Raw genomic sequence first — 18,624 nt, 5'->3', positions numbered from 1 at the left:
TAGTGTTTGGACTAGGACGAATCAGATCGAGAAACATCGCTCAACACAAGATGAACGTCAGTCAATTTACGGACGGGTCATACGGAGCACATCAAGAGCGTCGTCCAACTGCTGCTCAGTGAGCTTTCCCGAAACCACGTGACCGCGTTCGATCACGACCTCGCGGATGGTCCGCTCGGTGGCGAGCGCCTGCTTCGCGATCGCGGCGGCCTCGTCGTACCCCAGGTACCGATTGAGCGGGGTGACGATCGAGGGCGAGCCTTCCGCGTACGCCCGGGCCACCTCCACGTTCGCCTCCAGGCCCGTGACGCACCGGTCGGCGAACTGGCGGGAGACCGCGGCCAGCAGGCGGATCGATTCGAGCAGGTTGCGGGCCATCACCGGCAGCATCACGTTGAGCTCGAAGTCGCCCTGTGTCCCGGAAAAGGCCACCGTCGCGTCGTTGCCGATCACCTGCGCACAGACCTGGCGTACCGCCTCGGGCACCACCGGGTTCACCTTGCCCGGCATGATCGACGAGCCGGGCTGCAGGTCGGGCAGGCGCAGCTCACGCAGGCCGGCCCGGGGGCCGGAGCCCATCCAGCGGATGTCGTTGGCGATCTTGTAGAGGCCGACGGCCACCACGCGCAGCTGGCCGGACGCCTCGACCAGCGCGTCCCGGGCACCCTGCGCCTCGAAGTGGTCGCGTGCCTCGGTCAGCGGCAGACCGGTCTCCTCGCGGAGCAGCTCGATCACCGTGGGCGCGAAACCGGGCGGCGTGTTCACCCCGGTGCCGACAGCGGTGCCGCCGAGCGGCAGTTCACCGAGCCTCGGCAGGGTGGCGGTGAGCCGCTCGACGCCGTTGGCGACCTGTTGCGCGTACCCGTTGAATTCCTGGCCGAGGGTGACCGGCGTGGCGTCCATGAGGTGGGTGCGACCGCTCTTGACCACATCTGCCCAAGCAGCCGCCTTTCCCCGAAGCGCCTCCTCCAGAAAACGAAGAGCAGGGATCAGATCGGCGCTGACCGCCTCGGTCGCCGCCAGGTGGATCGACGACGGGAAGACGTCGTTGCTGGACTGCGACGCGTTGACATGGTCGTTCGGGTGCACCGCGCTGCCCAGGTCGCGCGATGCGAGCGTCGCGATCACCTCGTTGGCGTTCATGTTCGACGAGGTGCCCGAGCCGGTCTGGAAGACGTCGACCGGGAACTGATCGTCGTAACCACCCGCGACGACCTGCGCCGCGGCGGCCGCGATCGCGTCGGCGAGGTCTTTCTCCAGCACCCCGAGGCTCGTGTTGGCCCGCGCCGCGGCGCCCTTGATCCGGGCCAGCGCCCGGATGTGCGCCGGTTCCAGCCCACGCCCAGAGATCGGGAAGTTCTCCACCGCGCGCTGCGTCTGCGCCCGCCACAGCGCGTCCGCCGGAACCTTGACCTCGCCCATGGTGTCGCGTTCGATCCGGAAGCCACTCTCGTCAGTCGTCACGGTTTCATCCTCTCTCGACGATTCGGCCGCTGCCGTCGATCGTGGTGATCCCCATCTGGTTGAAAAGCTCACATGCGTTCGCCCGGAGCCTGACGGCTTCCGGATCGTCGTGGTCCAGGCAAGCGGCCAGCCCGGCCTGTGCGTGGGCCATCGGGTACGGGAGACGCGCTGCCGTGGCGATCCGGAGCGCGTGTCCGTACATGGCACGGGCGGCCGTGACATCGCCGCACAGCCGCAGGGTGTCCGCGTAATCGTTGCGGAACTCCGACTCGTGCAGGGCGTCCCGGGCCTCCACCACGAAGTCCAGGGCTCGCTGATGCGCGGCCACCGCCTCGGCACACCGCCCGGAGTCACGCAGCAATCGGGCCCGGTCGTTGTTGGCGTCGGCGAGAACCGCCCGGAACCCGGCCTGCTCGGCGAGGCGCATCGCCACGGTGACGTAGTACAGCGCCCGTTCCACTCCGATCGTGCCCATCGCGTACTTGAACCGTCCCGCGGCCAGCAGCGAACCCGCGATCGAGCCGCGATCCTTCGTCTCGATGCCGTACATCAGCCGGAGATGGGTGTAATGCAGCGCCTCGCCGGTCCGGCCCAGCCGGTGCAGCGAGGCGGCGATGACGGCGAACGCCGACACGGCCTTGCCAGCCCAGCCCCTGCTCAGCGTGGCGAGACGGAAACAGGTCCGCACCGCCTCGACGCTCTCGGCGAACCGGCCCTGCTGCCGGTAGATCATCCCCAGGTTGGCGTACACGTTGCTGGCCTTGTTGAGGTCCTGGAGCACCCGCGCGGACTGCAGCAGGTACCGCTCGGCCTTCTCGTGCTCGCCGGCCCGGGCGTACACCGAGGCCAGATAGTTCGCGGTGACGGCGATCGCGAATCGGTCACCGGAATGCTCGATCTTCTCCATCGCCAGCAGATGCAGGTCCCGGACGTCGTCCATGTAGGCGCGCACGAAAAGCCCCGGCCAGGAGGCCCGGACGATCTGCCAGGTGTAATCGTGCAGCCCGGCGGCTGCGGCCGCCTCGACGAACGCGGCCAGGTTGGGCCGTTGCCGCTCGAGCCGGACACCCGGATCCCCGAGCGCGTCCATCAGGTCCGGCCGCTCGGGCTTGCGGTCACCGATGTCGCCGAGCAGCACGCCACGGTGGCCGGGCGAGGCGGCCGCGATGAGGGCGTTCAGCTGGAAGTCCAGCGCACCGTTCAGGGCGGTCAGCCGTTCCTCGGCCGGCAGCTCGCCGGCGAGCGCACCGGCGTACTGCCGCAGCAGGTCGTGCAGCCTAAACAGCCCCGGTTCCGGTTCGTCCACCAGGTGCACGTCGACCAGGTCGTCGAGCACGCCGGCCGCCGCGTCTTCGGAGATCCCGGCGAGGGCCGCGACCGCGAGCGCGTCGAAGCTCGCACCGGGATGGATCCCGAGCAGGCGGAACACGTCGCGCGGCAGCTCCGGCAGCTGGCGGTAGGTGAGCGAGAAAGCGCCGGTCACGGTCCGGTCCTCGGCGGCCAGCTCGGGCAGAGCGGTCCCGCCCATCCGCAGCAGCAGGTCGGCCACCCGCCAGCGCGGCCGGTGCACCAGGCGTGCGCCGGCCAGGCGTACCGCCAGGGGCAGGCCACCGCAGCGCCGGACCACCTCGGCCGCCGCCTTGGGCTCGGCGGCCACCCGGTCACCGGCGATCCGTTGCAGCAGCGCCACCGCCTCGCCGGATTCGAGCAGCGGTAGCGACTCGACCCGGGCGCCGTCCAGCCCGGCCAGCCGGCGCCGGGTGGTGACCAGGGTGAGGCTGCCGGGCGAGGACGGGAGCAGGTCGGTGACCTGTGAACTCCCGGCGGCGTTGTCCAGCACTACCAGCACCTTGCGGCGGGCCATCTCGGTGCGCCAGAGCCCGATCCGGTCCACCGGGTCGAGCGGGATGTCGGCGGGCGCCAGGCCGAGCTGGCGGAGCAGCACGATCAGCGCGGCGGCCGGTTCGACCGGCGGCTGCTCGCTGTAACCGCGCAGGTCGACGTAGAGGTGCGCGTCCGGGAACCGCTCGCCGGCCGCCGTCGCGAGGTGCAACGCCAGAGTGGTCTTGCCGCTGCCGGCCATCCCGTCGATGACGAGCACGGCCGGGTCGTCCGTCTCGGTCTGCGCGAGGAGCCGGTCGACCAGCGCGGTCCGGCCGGTGAAGTCACCGACCGTGCGGGGCAGGCAGCGGACCGCTTTCCGCGCGGTGCCGGCCAGGATGCTCCGGTGCAGTTCCTGCAGCTCATGGCCGGGTTCGATGCCCAGCTCCTCGCGGAGGACATCGCGCGTCCGGCGGAACTCGGCGAGCGCGTCGGCCTTGCGCCCGGCCTGATCCAACGCGGTCATCAGCTGCCCGCGCAGCCGCTCCCGCAGCGGGAACCGCTCGACCCATCCGGCCAGCTCACCGAGCAGCTCCCGGGCCTGCCCGGCGGCCAGCTCCAGGCCGGCCCAGTCCTCCACCGCCATCGCGCGACGCTCGTCCAGCGAGGCCGCCGCCGCGCGGACCGCGGGCGCGTCGATCTCCGCGCAGGCGTCACCCTTCCAAAGATCAAGAGCTTTCTTGTACGCCCGCCGCGCGGCCCCCGGATCCTCCGCGGCTCTCGCCTGCTCGACCAGGCGCAGGAAGACCGTGGCATCCAGCTCGTCCTCGCCGGGCCGGATTCCGTACCCCGCCGGGTCGCTGAGGATGACGCCGGCCGGCAGCACCCGGCGCAACCGTGAGACGCAGGTCTGCAGCTGGCCGCGCGCGGTGGCCGGCGGGTCGGCGCCCCAGACCGCCTCGATGAGCTCACCCGGGCCGACGATCCGGCCGGGTCGCAGCAGCAGCATCGCGAGCACGACGCGGTCACGCCCTGCCGTAATTGCCACCTTCTGCTCGTCGACGGTGACGGAGAGTGGCCCTAGGATGCCGTAGCGCAATGTAGTCACCCGCCCCCCATGCCGTGATGGAAGCCTATCCGAGCAGGCAGGAGCGGATCGACAGCGAAACGAGAGCGGCCCCGGGCAGGCTGTCCTCAGCGCCGTCCCGCCGCCTGGGCGCCCCTCATGCGGCGGGGCGGCCCTGACGTCCAACGGGGGTGTGCGGCCCGTCCGTGGGTATCCCACGGACGGGCTGTTCGTATCTTGATGATCACTCTCGGTTGGACGCGGTAGCGAACGGAACGTACCGTCGGCTGGGTTCCCCGACCCGCGACGAAGAGGATCCCCCTGATGCGACGCGCCATCCTGGCCGCGCTCGCCGGTGGCGTCATGCTGACCGGCGCCGCCTGTGAGAGCGATGCGAACACCAGCGAGATCGCGGCACCGGCCGCCGTCACCGCTTCGGCCACACCGGCCACCACCGTGCCGAAACCGGACTACTCGGCGAACACCGAGAAGGTCTGCGGCCGCCTCGACGAGGTGTTCAGCGCCGCCCTGGGCGACTTCGGCACCGAGCTCGGCAAGATGATCGCCCACAAGGAGGCGAAGCAGACCGACGAGGCGGAGAAGGCCGAGAAATCAGCCGCCGCCGAGCTGAAATCGGTCGGCACCCAGATCCGCAAGGAAACGGCCGGCGCGGAGAACCCCGAGCTCAAGGAAGCCGGCGTCACGTCGGCCACCAAGATCGAGAAAAGCGCGAAGGACCGCAACTACATCGAAAAGATCAAGACCACCAAGGACCTGGACAAGACCCTGAAGGCCCAGCTCGCCGAGTGGCTGAGCCCGGTCGCGGGTTACTGCCGCTGAGCTGGTCGAAGGGCCCCCGCGGGGGCCCTTCACCTCAGCGCTTGCCGATGGTCAGCACCGGCTTGGGCTTGGTGACCTCGGCGAAGAAGTCCTCACCCTTGTCGTCGACGACGATGAAGGCGGGGAAGTCCTCGACCTCGATCTTCCAGACCGCTTCCATGCCGAGCTCCGGGAACTCCAGCACCTCGACGTGCCGGATGCAGTCCTGAGCCAGCCGGGCCGCCGGTCCGCCGATCGAGCCGAGATAGAACCCGCCGTACGTCTTGCACGCGTCGGTGACCTGCTGCGAGCGATTGCCCTTGGCGAGCATCACCATCGAGCCGCCGGACGCCTGGAACTTCTCCACGTACGAGTCCATCCGGCCGGCCGTGGTCGGACCGAATGATCCGGACGCGTACCCCTCGGGGGTCTTCGCCGGGCCGGCGTAATAAACCGCGTGGTCCCGCATGTACTGCGGCATCGGCTCACCGGCGTCCAGCCGCTCGGCGATCTTCGCGTGCGCGATGTCCCGGGCGACAACCAGCGGACCGGTCAGCGAGAGCCGGGTCTTCACCGGGTACTTGCTCAGCTCGGTGCGGATCTCCGACATCGGCCGGTTCAGGTCGATGTTGACGACCGGCGACGCGTCGAGCTCGGCCTCGGGAAGGTAGCGGGCCGGGTCGGTCTCCAGGCGCTCCAGCCAGACACCCGACGGGGTGATCTTCGCGACCGCCTGCCGGTCGGCCGAGCAGGAGACCGCGATCGCGACCGGGCAGGACGCGCCGTGCCGGGGCAGCCGGATCACCCGGACGTCGTGGCAGAAGTACCGTCCGCCGAACTGGGCGCCGATGCCGAAGTCGCGGGTCAGCTCCAGCACCGCGGCCTCCAGTTCGAGGTCGCGGAAGCCGTGCGCCAGCATCGTGCCGGACGTGGGCAGGTTGTCCAGGTACTTCGCACTGGCCAGCTTCGCGGTCTTCAGCGCGTGCTCGCCGCTGGTGCCGCCGACCACCACGGCCAGGTGGTACGGCGGGCAGGCCGACGTGCCGATCAGGCGCAGTTTCTCGTCCAGGAACTGCATCATCCGCTGCGGGTTGAGCAGCGCTTTCGTCTCCTGGTACAGGTACGACTTGTTTGCCGAGCCGCCGCCCTTGGCCATGAAGAGGAACTTGTACGCGTCGGGGTGGCCGCCCGGGTCCTCGGCGTAGAGCTCGATCTGCGCCGGCAGGTTCGTCCCGGTGTTCCGCTCGTCCCACATGGTCAGCGGCGCGAGCTGCGAGTACCGCAGATTCAGCCGGGTGTACGCCTGGTACACCCCGAGCGCGATCGCCGCCTCGTCAGCACCGTCGGTCAGCACGTGCCGGCCACGCTTGCCCATCACGATCGCGGTGCCGGTGTCCTGGCACATCGGCAGCACCCCGCCGGCCGCGATGTTCGCGTTGCGCAGCAGGTCCATCGCGACGAAGCGGTCGTTCGGCGACGCTTTCGGGTCGTCGATGATCGCGCGCAGCTGGGTGAGGTGCGCCGGGCGCAGGTAATGCGCGATGTCGTGCATCGCCTCGGCGGTGAGCGCGGTGAGCGCCGACGGCTCGACGGTCAGGAATCGCCGGCCACCCGGGCCCTCGACGACATCGACGCCCTCGTCGGTGACCAGACGGTACTCAGTCAGATCCTCGCCGGTCGGCAAGAGCGGCGAGTAGGTGAAAGCGGCGCCTCTGCTCATGAGCGGCAAGCCTAGGGCAGCGGACCCGCCCCGCGCGAACCCTCCCCGATCCTTCGCCCGACGGGAGACAAAACGGCGACGGAATCAGGCGAACGGCAGGTAGGCCATGTCCCGGCCGGAGACCGCGATCAAACCCTCCGGACCGACCGCGAAGACCTTCGCATCGGTACGCACATCGGCACGGACCACCCCGCTGGCCGGTGCCAACGCGGTGACCCGGTTCTTGGAGACGACGACAGCGGCGTACGGGGTGAGCGCCGCACCGGCCTTGTCCCGCCCGGTCTGCGTCCACACCGTCTTGCCCTTGCTGAACGAGTACCCACGCAGAGTGTCGTCCTTGCGGATGACCGCGTAGGTGTCGTTCACCGCGAGCACGTCGGAGTCCTTGTCGCCGTACCAGAGGTTGCGCCCGTCGTTCCCGTTGATCAGAACCTCACGGCCGTACGGGTCGACGCCGAGCACCACGTTGTACCCGCCGGCCGGGTCCTTCTCCTGCTCGCAGGCCGACCCGTTGTCCGCGGTACGCAGATTGAGCCCGTCCCGCCGCCACACCACCGCGTTGCCGGGCGGATCGGTCGCCACCACCTCGTAGTAACAGGTGCCGTCGGCCGGGGTTCCGTTCACCGTGAGCACCCGGCCGCCGACCACCACGACCTTCTGGTCCCGGGCCTCCCGCAGGGTCTGCACGAGCTTGCCGTTCGCCGTGTCGATCACCCGGATCTGCCCGTCGTTCGGCAGGCCCATCAGGCCGGGCAGCGCGGGCGGCCCGGCGATGTCGTCGTCCACCTCGTCGGACACCAGCCGCCGGGTGTCCGGCAGGTCGGGGTTGGCGGCGTCCAGCACGAACCCGATGCCTCCGGTGTCCACGCTCCAGAGCTGGCCACCGGCCTTCGGGTCCCAGGCGGTCAGCCGGCAGTCGTTGCCTTTGGAGCAGCTCAGGTCGACGATCGCGTCCTGGTACGTCCAGACGGCGCCGGCCGTGGTGTCCGATCGGCGTACCACCCCGGTCCGCGGGTCGAGCACCTGATAGCCCTTGGTGAGCAGCCGGCCGGTGACCACCACGGCGGCGGCGCCCGAGCCCGCGATCGAGGCCCAGTCGGCGTCCGACTTCCAGAGCGGGACGGCAGCGGTCAGCCCGTACGCCTCGACCGACGTCCGGTACTCGACGATCACCGCGTCGCCGACGATGGCAACGCTCTGCGGTGTGCCGCCGAGCGTCTGCTGCCAGCGGGTGCCAGGTGCCACCGGGCCGCTGGTGTTGACCCAGGACCACATCTGCGGGAACGGGTTCCACACGCCCGTCGTGGCGAGCACGGTGACGACCACCGCAGTGGTGAGCACCGTGTATCCCTTCCAGGAACCCCCGCCCGAGGCCATTGGAGCAGGGTAATGACCTAGATCGGCTCAGCCCGAGAGCACGGAATGCCCGTGTCGACGCTCTATTTCGCGTTATATGACGATTGGACCAGCGGCGCAGTCCGGTACGGAATCAGCTCCGCCAACGCGATGATCGTGTGCGCCCGGACGATCCCCTCGTACCCGACGATCTGGTCGATCACCCGCTGCAGATCGGCGTTCGCCCGGGCCACGATCCGGCACAGGATGTCGCCACTGCCGGTGATCGTGTGCGCCTCGAGGACTTCAGGAATGTCGGCCAGGTGCCCGGCGACGGCGTCATGCCCGTACCGTTGCCTGATCTCCAAGGTCACGAAGCTCGTGACGCCGAACCCGATCGCGGCCGGGACCACCTCGGGGCCGAAGCCTTTGATCGCGCCGCGCGCGATCAGCTTGTCGAGACGCGCCTGGACCGTGCCGCGCGCCACCGCGAGCCGCCGGGAAAGCTCCAGGACACCGATCCGCGGCTCCGTCCCCAGCAGTGCGATCAGCCGCGCGTCGAGGCCGTCGAGCTGAACAGTCTGCTCACCCATCCGGCGAAGTTACCGTACGGATTGCACAGGTTGACCAGCACAGATCCAAACTGTTGCCCAGGACAGAGCCGTGCGCCACTGTCACGGCACAACCACGCGGCGCTCTGGGACACTGAGATCAAAGACCGGGCCGCAGGGAACGGTCAGGCTGTCGTGTAAAGGTTTGCCCATGAGTTCGCTTCCCGCGGGTTGGTACAAGGACCCGGCCGACACCAGTACCCAGCGCTACTGGGACGGTGACGGCTGGCTGGGCAAGGCCATCCCGGCCGACGAGGTCCCGCCGGAGGGACCACCCGCGGTCGAGGAGGAGCCGGCGGCACAGGTCTCCCCCGCCCCGATCACCCCGGCGCCGCAGCCCCAGGCCCAGACACAGCCGCCGGCCCCTTACAACCCGCCGCCGGGCTGGCAACAAAACCCGCAGCAGGGCCCGCCGCCTCAGGGCTGGCAGCAAGGCCCGCCACCGCCGGGCTGGCAGCAAGGCCCGCCGCCCCCGGGCTGGCAGCAAAATCCGCAACAAGGCCCGCCGCAGGGATACCCCCAGCAATACCCCCAGCCCACCTGGGCCGGCCAGCCCCCACACGCTTACCTCTACCCCATCCCGCAGGCGATGCCGCACGGCTTCCCGCTCGCCGGTCTGGGCCGCCGGCTGACCGCCCGGCTCATCGACATCGCCGTCGTCCTGCTGCTCAACGTCGTGGTCAACGGCTGGTTCATCTATCAGTACTGGCAGGACTTCGCCCCGATCATGCGGGACTACATGTCCCAGGTCGAGGCGAACAGCGCCACCGCCACGGTCGGCGAGCCCACCGCGCGCATGCAGACCCTGTCGATCGCCATCGTGCTGGTCGCGACCCTGCTCTGGCTGGTCTACGAGGCGCCGTCGATCGCCGGCCGCGGTCAGACCATCGGCAAACGGCTGATGGGCATCAAGGTGGTCCCGGTCGAGAGCACCAACCCGCTCGGTTTCGGGCGCGCCTTCACCCGCTGGGCCCGTCTCGGCATGTGGACGCTGTTCTGGTGGTGCGGGATAGGCCTGGTGATCCAGTTCTTCGCCGCGCTGTCGCCGGTCTTCGACTCGCGCCTGCGTCAGGCCTGGCACGACAAGGCGGCGGCCACCGTCGTCGTCGCCGTTCCGCACGGCGTACAACCCATCGCCCCTCCCGGAGGACTTAAATGACCCGGCTGACCCGCGCCGATCTGGACGCGCTGCCGAACTACGTGCCCGGCCGCAACGTCGCCGACCTCGCCCGCGAGCTCGGCATCGGCGAGGCGATCAAGCTGGCCAGCAACGAGGTGCCGTACGGCCCGCTGCCCGGCGTCGTGGAAGCCGCCACCGAGGCCATGGCGTCGGTGCACCGGTACCCCGACATGGGCGTGGTGAAGCTGCGTGAGGTGATCGCCGAGCGGTTCGGCGTGAGCCCGGACCGGATCGTCACCGGCTGCGGCTCGGTCGCGCTCGCCGAGATCCTGACGAAAGCCACCTGCCTGCCCGGGGACGAGATCGTCTACTCGTGGCGGTCGTTCGAGGCGTACCCGATCATCGCGGCCGGCGGCGGCGCCACAAGCATCCGGGTTCCGAACACCGCAGCGCACGGCCACGACCTCGCCGCGATGGCCGAGGCGATCACCGACCAGACCCGGATGATCTTCGTCTGCAACCCGAACAACCCGACCGGCACCTCGCTGCGCAAGGCCGAGATCGACCGCTTCCTCGCCGACGTGCCCTCCGACGTGCTGGTCGTGCTCGACGAGGCGTACCGCGAGTTCGTCACCGACCCCGACGTCCCGGACGCGCTGCAGACCTACGGCGATCGCCCCAACGTGGTCGTGCTGCGCACCATGAGCAAGGCGTGGGGCCTGGCCGGCCTGCGGATGGGTTACCTGGTCGCCCAGCCCGAGGTCGCCGCGACCATCCGCAAGGTCGTCACCCCGTTCTCCACCAGCACTGTCGCTCAGGCCGCCGCCCTCGCCGCCCTGGCGCAGGAGGACGAGGTCCGCCGCCGCTGCTCCCTGGTCGTCGCCGAACGCGACCGCCTCACTGAAGCCCTGCGCAAACTCTCCATTGAGGTCCCGGCCAGCCAGGCCAACTTCGTCTGGCTCCCGCTCGGCGACCGCACCGCCGCCTTCGCCGCGGCCTGCGAGAACCGCGGCGTCATCGTCCGCGGCTTCCACCCGGACGGCGTCCGCGTCACGGTCGGCACCCCCGAGGAGAACGACCAGTTCCTCGCCGCCGCCGAAGCCGCTCTCGCCTAAGACCCCTTCTTCGATACGCGTTCCCGGCTGCGCCAAGCGCAGCCGGGCCCGTACCGTCAGCCCCCGGTTCTGACGTCCATGCCCCGGCGCGACCCGCCGCCGGCCCCGGCGACGGCACGCCTGCTCAGTGCTGAGAGATCAGTGCTGCAGCGCCGCCGCCTGCGCCTCGTCATGTTCCTCGGCGCTGATCCGGGCCGGGAAGGTCTGCCGGAACGTCACCACCAGCACCGACGCGACCACCGCGAAGACCGCCGTGACAACCGGCAGCACACCGAGGTGCCCGGCGCCGACCATCCGCTCGCCGATGAACGCCCCGCCGCCGATGCCGATCTGGAACGCCACCACGTAAACAGCCGAGGCCGCGTCCCGGCTCGCCGGCGCCACCCGCAACGACGCCGAGCCGAGCAGGACCGGGATCGCGTTGAACGAGCCGCCCCAGACCAGCACGGCCAGCACCGTCCCGACCGGGCCGAGCACCGGCGCCAGCAGGATCACCGACACGGCGACGGTCACGGTGAGCCCGAGCAGGATCGGTCCGGGCCGCCGGTCCACGAACCGCCCGACCACGAAGTTGGCGACCAGCCCGACCGCGCCGTACCCGAGAAGCAGCAGGCTGAGCGCCGCACCGTCGAACCCGGCGTCCCGGCGGACCAGCGGCGCGATGTACGTGTACGCCGCGAAGTGCCCGATGACCACCACCAGGGTGACCGCGCAGAGCCCGAAGACCCGGCCGTTGCGCAGGATCAGCACGGCGTCGCGCATCTGGTCCTTGAGCCGGGCGGCCCGGTCCCGCGGCAGCACCGGCATCTCCGGCAGCAGGAAGATCAACGCGACGAGGCAGACCAACCCGGCGGCCGCGATCACGCCGATCGACAGCCGCCAGCCGAGCCACTGACCGAGCGCGGTGCCGAGCGGAACACCCAGCACGATGGCGAGCGAGTTGCCGATGAATACCAGTGACGTAGCCCGCCCGACCTGCCCGGGTGGCGCCAGCCGCGCGGTGATCGGCCCGATCACCGACCAGAACACCCCGTGCGCCAGCGCGCAGACGAGCCGGGAGAGAACCAGCACCGTAAAGGTGGGTGCGAGCGCCGCGGCCGCCTGGGAGACGACGAAGACCGCTACGGTGACCGCCAGCAACACGTGCCGGGGAACCCGCATGGTGAGTGCGGTGAGCGGGATGGTGCTCAGCGCGGCCACCACGGCGTAACTGGTGAGCAGGAGCCCGACCTGGGCCTCGGTGACGTCGAGGCCGGCCGAGATCTGAGGTAGCAGGCCGACAGGAAGGGTTTCGGCTGTCACATAGCAGAACGTCGAAGTGCCGAGGACGACCAGCGCCGGGCGGTTGAGCTTCACCGCCACAGAATAAGCTCTGATGCAGAGCAAAAAAAGGAGTTGACGTGACGACCCGCTCCACCGAGCTTCTCCGTGTGGTGCATCACACGCCCGGTGTCACCCGCGCCGACGCGGCCCGCCTCCTCGGCGTCGGCACCGGCGCGGCCACCGAGCTGGTCACCAAGCTCAGCCGGGCGTCACTGCTGGTACAGGCACCGGCCGCACCGAGCGGCAGCCGGGGCCGGCCGACCACCGTGCTGCTGCCCCACCCGGAAGGCCCGGTCGTGCTGGCCGTGGCGATCACCCACGAGGCCTGGCGGGTCGACGTGGTCGAGCTGGGCGGCGCCACCGCCGCCTCCCGATCGGGCCGGCACGCCTCGACCGGCTGGGACGAGGTCCGCGCGACCGTCACGGCCGCGATCGCCGAGGTCATCTCCGGGTTCGGCGACCGCCCCCGAGCAGTCGGCGTCTCCGTGCCGGGCACCGTCTCCCGGTCCCTGCGCCTGGACGCTTCGACAGCGGGCTGGCACGACGTCGACCTGACCGCCCTCTGGCCCGCGGCCGACGTCTTCGTGGCCGGCAACGACGCCACCCTGGCCGCCACCGCCGAATCCCGCCGGGGCGCTGCGGTCGGCGCCGCCGTAGCCCTGCACCTGCGCATCGAAGCCGGCCTGGGCGGCGCGGTGGTGGAAGGCGGCCGCCCGACGATCGGCGCCCTGGGAGCGGCCGGCGAGTTCGGCCACATGCCCTTCGGCGACCCGTCGGTCCGCTGCCCCTGCGGCGCCCCCGGCTGCTGGGGCACGGCCGTCGACGGCACCGCCCTGGCCCGCCTCCTGTCCGAACCCCCACCCCGGGACCCGGTCACCTACGCCCGCCGAGTGATCGCGACGGCACGCGCGGAACCGCAGTCGGCCGAGCTGACCGCGGTCCAGGAGGTCGGCGCAGCCCTCGGCCGGGGCATGGCGGGCCTGGTGAACGGCCTCGACGTAGACCTGGTCACGCTGGGCGGCCTGGGCGTGGACCTGCTGGCCGCCGTGCCGGACGCGATCAACACGGCTTACCGGGACGGCCTCATGCTGATCCACCGAGCGTCCCCACCACCGGTCCTGCCCGCCACCCTCGGCGACGACGAGGGCCCCATCGCAGGCGCGGCCGAAGAGGCCTGGGCAGCCCTGTTACCCCAGCTCACCTAGAGCGCCGCGATGATCACCGTGTCGAGCGTCAGGTAGTAGATCGGGGACTCCGGGTCGTCCTCGGGGGCATCAACGTTCAGTCGTTCCATCGCCAGGTATCCGCCGGCGATCCGGTAGCGGCCCGGCTTCCACTCGGTGCTCTCGGTCCCGAAGGCCAGCGGGAACCGCAGCGTCTCCACCCCGGTTCCGGCATCCACGCCGACCAGCGTGTTCTCCGGCGTCAGCAGCAGCACCGTCGCGTCCGAGCCGCCCAGCACCCGCGCCGAGCCGTTCCACGTCCAGAGCACCGCACCCGCGGCGGACCGGCCGGTCACCACCGCCCCCGCCGAGCTGACCACGACACCCGCCGCGACAGTGGCCTCCGGGTCGTCGAGCGCCGGCGCCCGCTTCCCGTCGATCCAGCCCTGCCCGGCGGCGTCACGGAGTCCGGCACACGCGGAACCGTCCGGCTCACACCCCACCGGTGTCCACGGCCCGGCCGGCAAGCCGGTCACCGCCTTGCCCGTCGTCGCGTCATAGGCGACGGAACACGCGAACACCGCACTCGACGTCGTGAACGTTTCCGCACACCCGGTAGGCCGGGGCAACCGCCAGCTGACTTCGCCAGTGCTCACGGCGTACCCAAGAAGCTCTTGATCCTCGGTGACCACGACGGTGCCGGCGGCGATCCGCAGAGCCCGCGCGTCCCAGACCGTCGCCGCGCCGGTGCGGTGACCGGCGTAATCCGGCGCCGAGGCAGCGGCGGACACCCGCCAGGCGATCTCACCCGTGCGTGCGTCGATCGCCACGAGCTCGCCGTCCGACCAGCGGGTGACGACCGTGGTACCACTCGCCGTCACCGCGCTGAGCTGCTCGGGCCAGCGGCGCAGCGACCACCGGGCGGTGTAGACGGTCCGGCCGTCGACCGGGCCGTCCGCCCGCACCTGATGCTTCGCCGCGTAGACCCGCAGCCGGCCGTCGACAACCAGCGGGGCCACATTGGTCCGGCCGGTGACACCCGGCGTGCGGATCGTCAGAGGGGGATAAGGAGAGGTCGCGCTCCCGAGGACCTCGGCCGGGCCGAGCACCCGCCAGCCGATCAGGACGGACGCGACCAGCAGAACCGCGGCCGCCAGAGTTCGTAGCAGCACCCGGGTCACCAGGGGATTATCCCATGGTCACTCGTAACCACCGTTTATCAGGCCCAGCCGGACCAGCTCGGTGAGCGGCTCCACCACGTTTGCCGCGCCGAATCCGACGAACAGCGGCCGGGTCACGGCCCGATGCACCCGGGCCGGCTCGACCAGCGGAACCGGGTGTGTCGCGGCAAGCGCCTCGGCGACCTCCGCCACCTCACCGCCCTCCGCCGCGGCCACCGTCGCGATCAGCACGTTGAGGAATCCGTGGTGGGTGAAACCGGTCTCCGGATCGGTGTGCCGGGTGGCGTGCCGCTGCCCGGCCGCCAGCTTGAACGGCAGCTCCCGGTCACGGCAGGCGCAGATCACCGCGGCCAGCTCCACCGGGGTCGGGAAGAGTTCCGCGGCGAGCCCGCCGACCCGGAATTTCGGCGCGATCGGCAACCCCTCGGCACGCGCCTCGGCGACCGTGTCCAACGCGGCGAGAAGACCCCAGCTCAGCGGGATCTCGGCGTACAGCTGGAGGTCACCCTGACGGGCCGCGAACTCGCGCAGCCCGGCCAGCCCCGGCTGCGGATCCTCACCCCGGCGGGCGACCGGCGCCTCGACGTGCTCGATCACCATGCCGGCCGCGCGCAGTTTCTCCACTGTCATCGGCAGGTTGGCGGCGGGCACGTCACCGATCAGTCCGGCGCGAACCTGCGGCACCGGCCCGGCGCCCACGACCGAAGCGGGCACCAGCAGCGAGCCGATCAGGTCCGAGTACCACGAACCGGTGTGCTCGTCGAATTTCGACACCGCGTCCGCGAGGCCGATCGGGCTGGGCGGAAGAAGGGACGCGTCATCGACGAGCCCTGCATACAGCGGAGGCACCATCGTCGACACAAAATCGAACCTAATGGACGCCGGGAATTGTCTCCAGCCTTACTTTCGGCTGGTCACCACCAGCACCTCGGCGACCGCGGCGAGGATCATGCCGGTCACCAGGGTGGCGACCCCGCCGAGCCCGGCATAGACGAGCAGGAACAGCGGCGCCACGAAACTCAGATAGGCGGCAATGGCGAGCCTGCGGTTGCTCGAACGCAGCCGCCTCAGCACCACTCCGCCCGGCTCCGGCAGCCGGCTGCTGAACCAGATCACCACGGCGCCGAACACCAGCACACCGATCATGCCGGCCCAGACTCGGGAGATCCCGGCGTTGACCAGGGTCATCGCGGCGGTCAGCACGGAGACCACGAGGGTGCCGGCTGCCGCGTACTGCACGGTCTCGCGTACCGCGTCTGCCGACTCCTGGGAGACGTCGAGGACTTGGCGGAACGGGCGGGCGACCGGTGCCGGTTCGGTTTTTTCTACTTTTTTCGGTCTTTCCAGTGCTTCGGGCGTTTCGGGGGTTTCGAGGGTCTCCGGCACTTCCGGCGGGACGCCCAGGGACGCCTCTTCGGCCAGGTCTTCGAGGGCGCGGGCCCATCGGCGCCGCTCGAACCGGACGATGCCCACCTCGCTGGCGGCGTCACCGATCGTCGAATCCAGTTCCAATGCTTCCGCGTACGCCTTCTGCGCCAGATCGAAGAGCCGCAGCCGCGCCGCCACGACGGCCAGGACCAGGTGCGCCTCGGCCTCAGCGGGGGCGACCCGGACACCGTTCCACGCGGCGTTCAGCGCCTCCTGCCCGTTGCGCGCCTCGCTGAGCAGGGCGGCGCCGGTGCGTTGTGCGTACGGATCAGTGGGGTGATCTCGCAGAATCGCCTCGGCGATCCGGGCGGCGTCACCGAACCGCCTGCAGTCGGTGAGCGCCATCGCCCGCACCACCAGCGAACCGAGCGCCGGAGGCGTGGCCGAGGCGGCCCGGTCGGCGGCTGCCAGAGCCTGGTCGGGCTGCTCAGCGGCAAGGTGGATCGTCGCGAGCGTGGTGAGCAGTTTGGCCTCCTGGGGCGCACTGCTCAAACCGGCTGCGATCTCCTCGGCGGCTTCGTCGTAACGGCCGAGGTCGGCAAGGAGAAACGCCCTCTGCCGGTGCTCTTCAGGCGTGGTCTCGGGCTCCATGGGGGCGGACACGCTGCCGAGCGTAAGCGGTCTACCTGAAGATCACGTGAGTCGGGGTGAGCCGGCACACCACACGCACCACATCCGTGCCGTCGGCGGTCCACGGCTCGTTCGCGTACTTGTAGCTCAACTCACTGATCAGGTCACCCGCGTCGTCGACAAGGCTGACCGTGCCGTCAACGGTGAAGTACGAGTACGGCTGCGCCGGGTCGTACCCGCAGATCGAGACCCGCGAATCCCGCTCCATGTTCCGGGTCTTCTGCCGCCCCCGAACCGTCGAGAAGACGACGTCGTCACCGTCACGCTTGACCCAGATAGGCGTCGACTGCGGCGAGCCGTCCGCATTGATCGTAGTAAGCACCACATAAGTGGGATTGTCGATCAGAGCCCGGGCAGCTTCCGGCAGCACAGCGGTCATGCAAGTGATCATGCCCGACGACCCACCCCACCCACCCGTGACAAGCACCACCACCCCACACCCACGACCCGGCCCCACCGCCACCACCCCAGCCGGAGCACAGGACACGCGGCCCCAGACCCACCGGCCGCCACCATCCCCGCCGCGGTGCAGGGCACGCGAACGCTGTTCACGTGAACTCGTCGCGACCTACTGAGCACCGGCAACAACTGGCGCACAGCTGACGGGAGCCTCAACCATCTCAAGCTGGACCACCATCGACCCAGGCCCAGCTGTCCAATCACCCCAGGCAATCGACCCAGGCCCAGCTGTCCACCAGGTCGCCCTGGCGTACAGCCACCAGCCCTGAACGACAGCCAGAGCGAAGCCCCAGCCCAAGATCGAGCAGCCAAACCAGCCGTGTCGAGTTCGGGTTAGATAAGCCCCCAAACTCGACACACAGCCCACAATTCCCCAGCCCGTGTCGATTTCAGGTCCGATACGCACCCAAACTCAACACATCCTGGCGACAACAAGCACGCCGAGCTGAGCCGCCCAACCGAGCTGAGCTGAGCCGCTGAGCGAGCAGAGCCGAGGCGCTGAGCCGAGCCGTAGCTCAGATATGTCATCGGGCTCTCATAAGGTGCCTGGACTACGGCCGAGCGGCGCGAGCCGTAGCTCAGACACGCAATCGCAGCCTCATAACAGGTCTGAGCTACGGCTCGCCCGCGACGACGGGACCTGCACCGACGGCACCTGCGGCGATGAGGCCCGCAATAACGAGCGAGAAGGCGCCGCAGCAAGCGAGGACACCCCTGCGACCGGCGAGAAGGTGCCCCCGCATCAAGCAAAGACACACCGTGCGACCGGCGAGAGGGTGCAACTCAGCAAACGAAGACACACCGTGCGACCGGCGAGAGGGCATCCCTACGGCAAGCGAGAACACATGACATGGGGCCCCGTGTGCGTGGGTGAAGAGGGCTAACCCGGACTACGCCATGGGGTAGACCATCGCCACCGCGATGCCGGCCAGGCCCTCGGCTCGGCCGGTCAACCCCAACCCGTCGGTGGTGGTTCCGGCCACTGTCACACTGGCGCCCACCGCGTCGGAGAGGACCCGCTCGGCCTCCGCGCGCCGCTTGCCGATCTTCGGGCGGATGCCGATCACCTGGATCGACACGTTGCCGATCTCGTAGCCCGCCGCCCGTACCCGCGACGCCGTCTCCTTGAGCAGCGCCACCCCGGCCGCACCCGCCCACTCGGGCCGGCTTGTCCCGTAGTTGCTGCCCAGGTCACCGAGCCCAGCCGCGGAAAGCAGTGCGTCGCAGGCCGAGTGCGCCGCCACATCAGCATCGGAGTGCCCGGCAAGACCCGGCTCCCCCGGCCAGTGCAGACCAGCCACCCAGCAGGGCCGATCGGCGTCAAAGGCATGAACGTCGGTACCGACACCGACCCGCGGAACGATCACCC

The 18,624-nt window shown here is 70.1% G+C and carries 15 protein-coding genes; 4 read left to right on the top strand and 11 right to left on the bottom strand.

What is annotated here, in order from left to right:
- Window positions 1-66 precede the first annotated feature (66 nt).
- A complete protein-coding gene (locus B0I29_RS15635) occupies window positions 67-1,464 on the bottom strand; it encodes a class II fumarate hydratase (RefSeq protein WP_111649719.1) in 1,398 nt (465 codons plus the stop codon).
- Between the two features lie 4 nt (window positions 1,465-1,468).
- On the bottom strand, window positions 1,469-4,393 hold the full coding sequence (locus tag B0I29_RS15630) for an AfsR/SARP family transcriptional regulator (protein ID WP_245972544.1): 2,925 nt from the start codon (window positions 4,391-4,393) through the stop codon (window positions 1,469-1,471).
- Between the two features lie 282 nt (window positions 4,394-4,675).
- On the opposite strand from B0I29_RS15630, the gene B0I29_RS15625 reads away from it, so the two are divergent.
- Window positions 4,676-5,191: a hypothetical protein gene (locus tag B0I29_RS15625; RefSeq protein WP_111649717.1), complete on the top strand. Its 516-nt coding sequence runs from the start codon at window positions 4,676-4,678 to the stop codon at window positions 5,189-5,191.
- A gap of 34 nt (window positions 5,192-5,225) precedes the next feature.
- Here the strand turns inward: B0I29_RS15625 and B0I29_RS15620 are convergent, their stop codons facing one another.
- The 3 genes from B0I29_RS15620 to B0I29_RS15610 all read right to left on the bottom strand — a co-directional run bounded on the left by B0I29_RS15620 (window position 5,226) and on the right by B0I29_RS15610 (window position 8,818).
- Window positions 5,226-6,890, bottom strand: a complete 1,665-nt coding sequence (locus B0I29_RS15620) for a fumarate hydratase (protein ID WP_111649942.1) — start codon at window positions 6,888-6,890, stop codon at window positions 5,226-5,228.
- A gap of 84 nt (window positions 6,891-6,974) precedes the next feature.
- Window positions 6,975-8,267, bottom strand: coding sequence for an outer membrane protein assembly factor BamB family protein (locus B0I29_RS15615; protein ID WP_111649716.1), 1,293 nt, complete (start codon window positions 8,265-8,267; stop codon window positions 6,975-6,977).
- 62 nt (window positions 8,268-8,329) lie between these two features.
- Entirely contained in the window at window positions 8,330-8,818 is a 489-nt protein-coding gene (locus B0I29_RS15610) for an Lrp/AsnC family transcriptional regulator (protein ID WP_111649715.1), read from the bottom strand.
- 169 nt (window positions 8,819-8,987) lie between these two features.
- Here B0I29_RS15610 and B0I29_RS15605 point away from each other — a divergent pair, with 169 nt between their 5' ends.
- Both B0I29_RS15605 and hisC read left to right on the top strand, forming a co-directional pair.
- The gene (locus B0I29_RS15605; RefSeq protein ID WP_111649714.1) at window positions 8,988-9,995 is read left to right on the top strand and encodes an RDD family protein; all 1,008 of its coding nucleotides are present in this window, start codon (window positions 8,988-8,990) and stop codon (window positions 9,993-9,995) included.
- On the top strand, window positions 9,992-11,071 hold the full coding sequence (gene hisC, locus B0I29_RS15600; RefSeq protein ID WP_111649713.1) for a histidinol-phosphate transaminase: 1,080 nt from the start codon (window positions 9,992-9,994) through the stop codon (window positions 11,069-11,071). The genes B0I29_RS15605 and hisC overlap by 4 nt, the downstream gene beginning before the upstream one ends.
- Window positions 11,072-11,209: 138 nt before the next feature.
- On the opposite strand, the gene B0I29_RS15595 is transcribed toward hisC, so the two are convergent.
- Window positions 11,210-12,427 (bottom strand): MFS transporter, encoded by a 1,218-nt coding sequence (locus B0I29_RS15595; RefSeq protein WP_245972543.1) that lies wholly within the window; start codon window positions 12,425-12,427, stop codon window positions 11,210-11,212.
- Between the two features lie 44 nt (window positions 12,428-12,471).
- On the opposite strand from B0I29_RS15595, the gene B0I29_RS15590 reads away from it, so the two are divergent.
- Window positions 12,472-13,599, top strand: a complete 1,128-nt coding sequence (locus tag B0I29_RS15590; protein WP_111649711.1) for an ROK family protein — start codon at window positions 12,472-12,474, stop codon at window positions 13,597-13,599.
- Here the strand turns inward: B0I29_RS15590 and B0I29_RS15585 are convergent.
- From B0I29_RS15585 to ispF, 5 genes are all read right to left on the bottom strand, one after another.
- On the bottom strand, window positions 13,596-14,738 hold the full coding sequence (locus tag B0I29_RS15585) for an outer membrane protein assembly factor BamB family protein (protein ID WP_111649710.1): 1,143 nt from the start codon (window positions 14,736-14,738) through the stop codon (window positions 13,596-13,598). The two genes, B0I29_RS15590 and B0I29_RS15585, sit on opposite strands and share 4 nt — an antisense overlap.
- Window positions 14,739-14,756: 18 nt before the next feature.
- A complete protein-coding gene (locus tag B0I29_RS15580; RefSeq protein ID WP_181557826.1) occupies window positions 14,757-15,599 on the bottom strand; it encodes a hypothetical protein in 843 nt (280 codons plus the stop codon).
- Between the two features lie 39 nt (window positions 15,600-15,638).
- Window positions 15,639-16,769 carry a tetratricopeptide repeat protein gene (locus B0I29_RS15575; RefSeq protein ID WP_111649709.1) on the bottom strand — a complete coding sequence of 377 codons (1,131 nt, stop codon included), beginning with the start codon at window positions 16,767-16,769 and terminating at the stop codon, window positions 15,639-15,641.
- Between the two features lie 19 nt (window positions 16,770-16,788).
- Window positions 16,789-17,175 carry a PPOX class F420-dependent oxidoreductase gene (locus B0I29_RS15570; protein ID WP_245972542.1) on the bottom strand — a complete coding sequence of 129 codons (387 nt, stop codon included), beginning with the start codon at window positions 17,173-17,175 and terminating at the stop codon, window positions 16,789-16,791.
- Window positions 17,176-18,145: 970 nt separating this feature from the next.
- Window positions 18,146-18,622, bottom strand: coding sequence for a 2-C-methyl-D-erythritol 2,4-cyclodiphosphate synthase (gene ispF / locus B0I29_RS15565; RefSeq protein WP_111649707.1), 477 nt, complete (start codon window positions 18,620-18,622; stop codon window positions 18,146-18,148).
- Window positions 18,623-18,624 lie beyond the last annotated feature (2 nt).

The organism is Actinoplanes lutulentus (genome assembly GCF_003259845.1).
Lineage (GTDB): Bacteria > Actinomycetota > Actinomycetes > Mycobacteriales > Micromonosporaceae > Actinoplanes > Actinoplanes lutulentus.
This window is presented reverse-complemented; position numbering and strand designations above follow the sequence as displayed.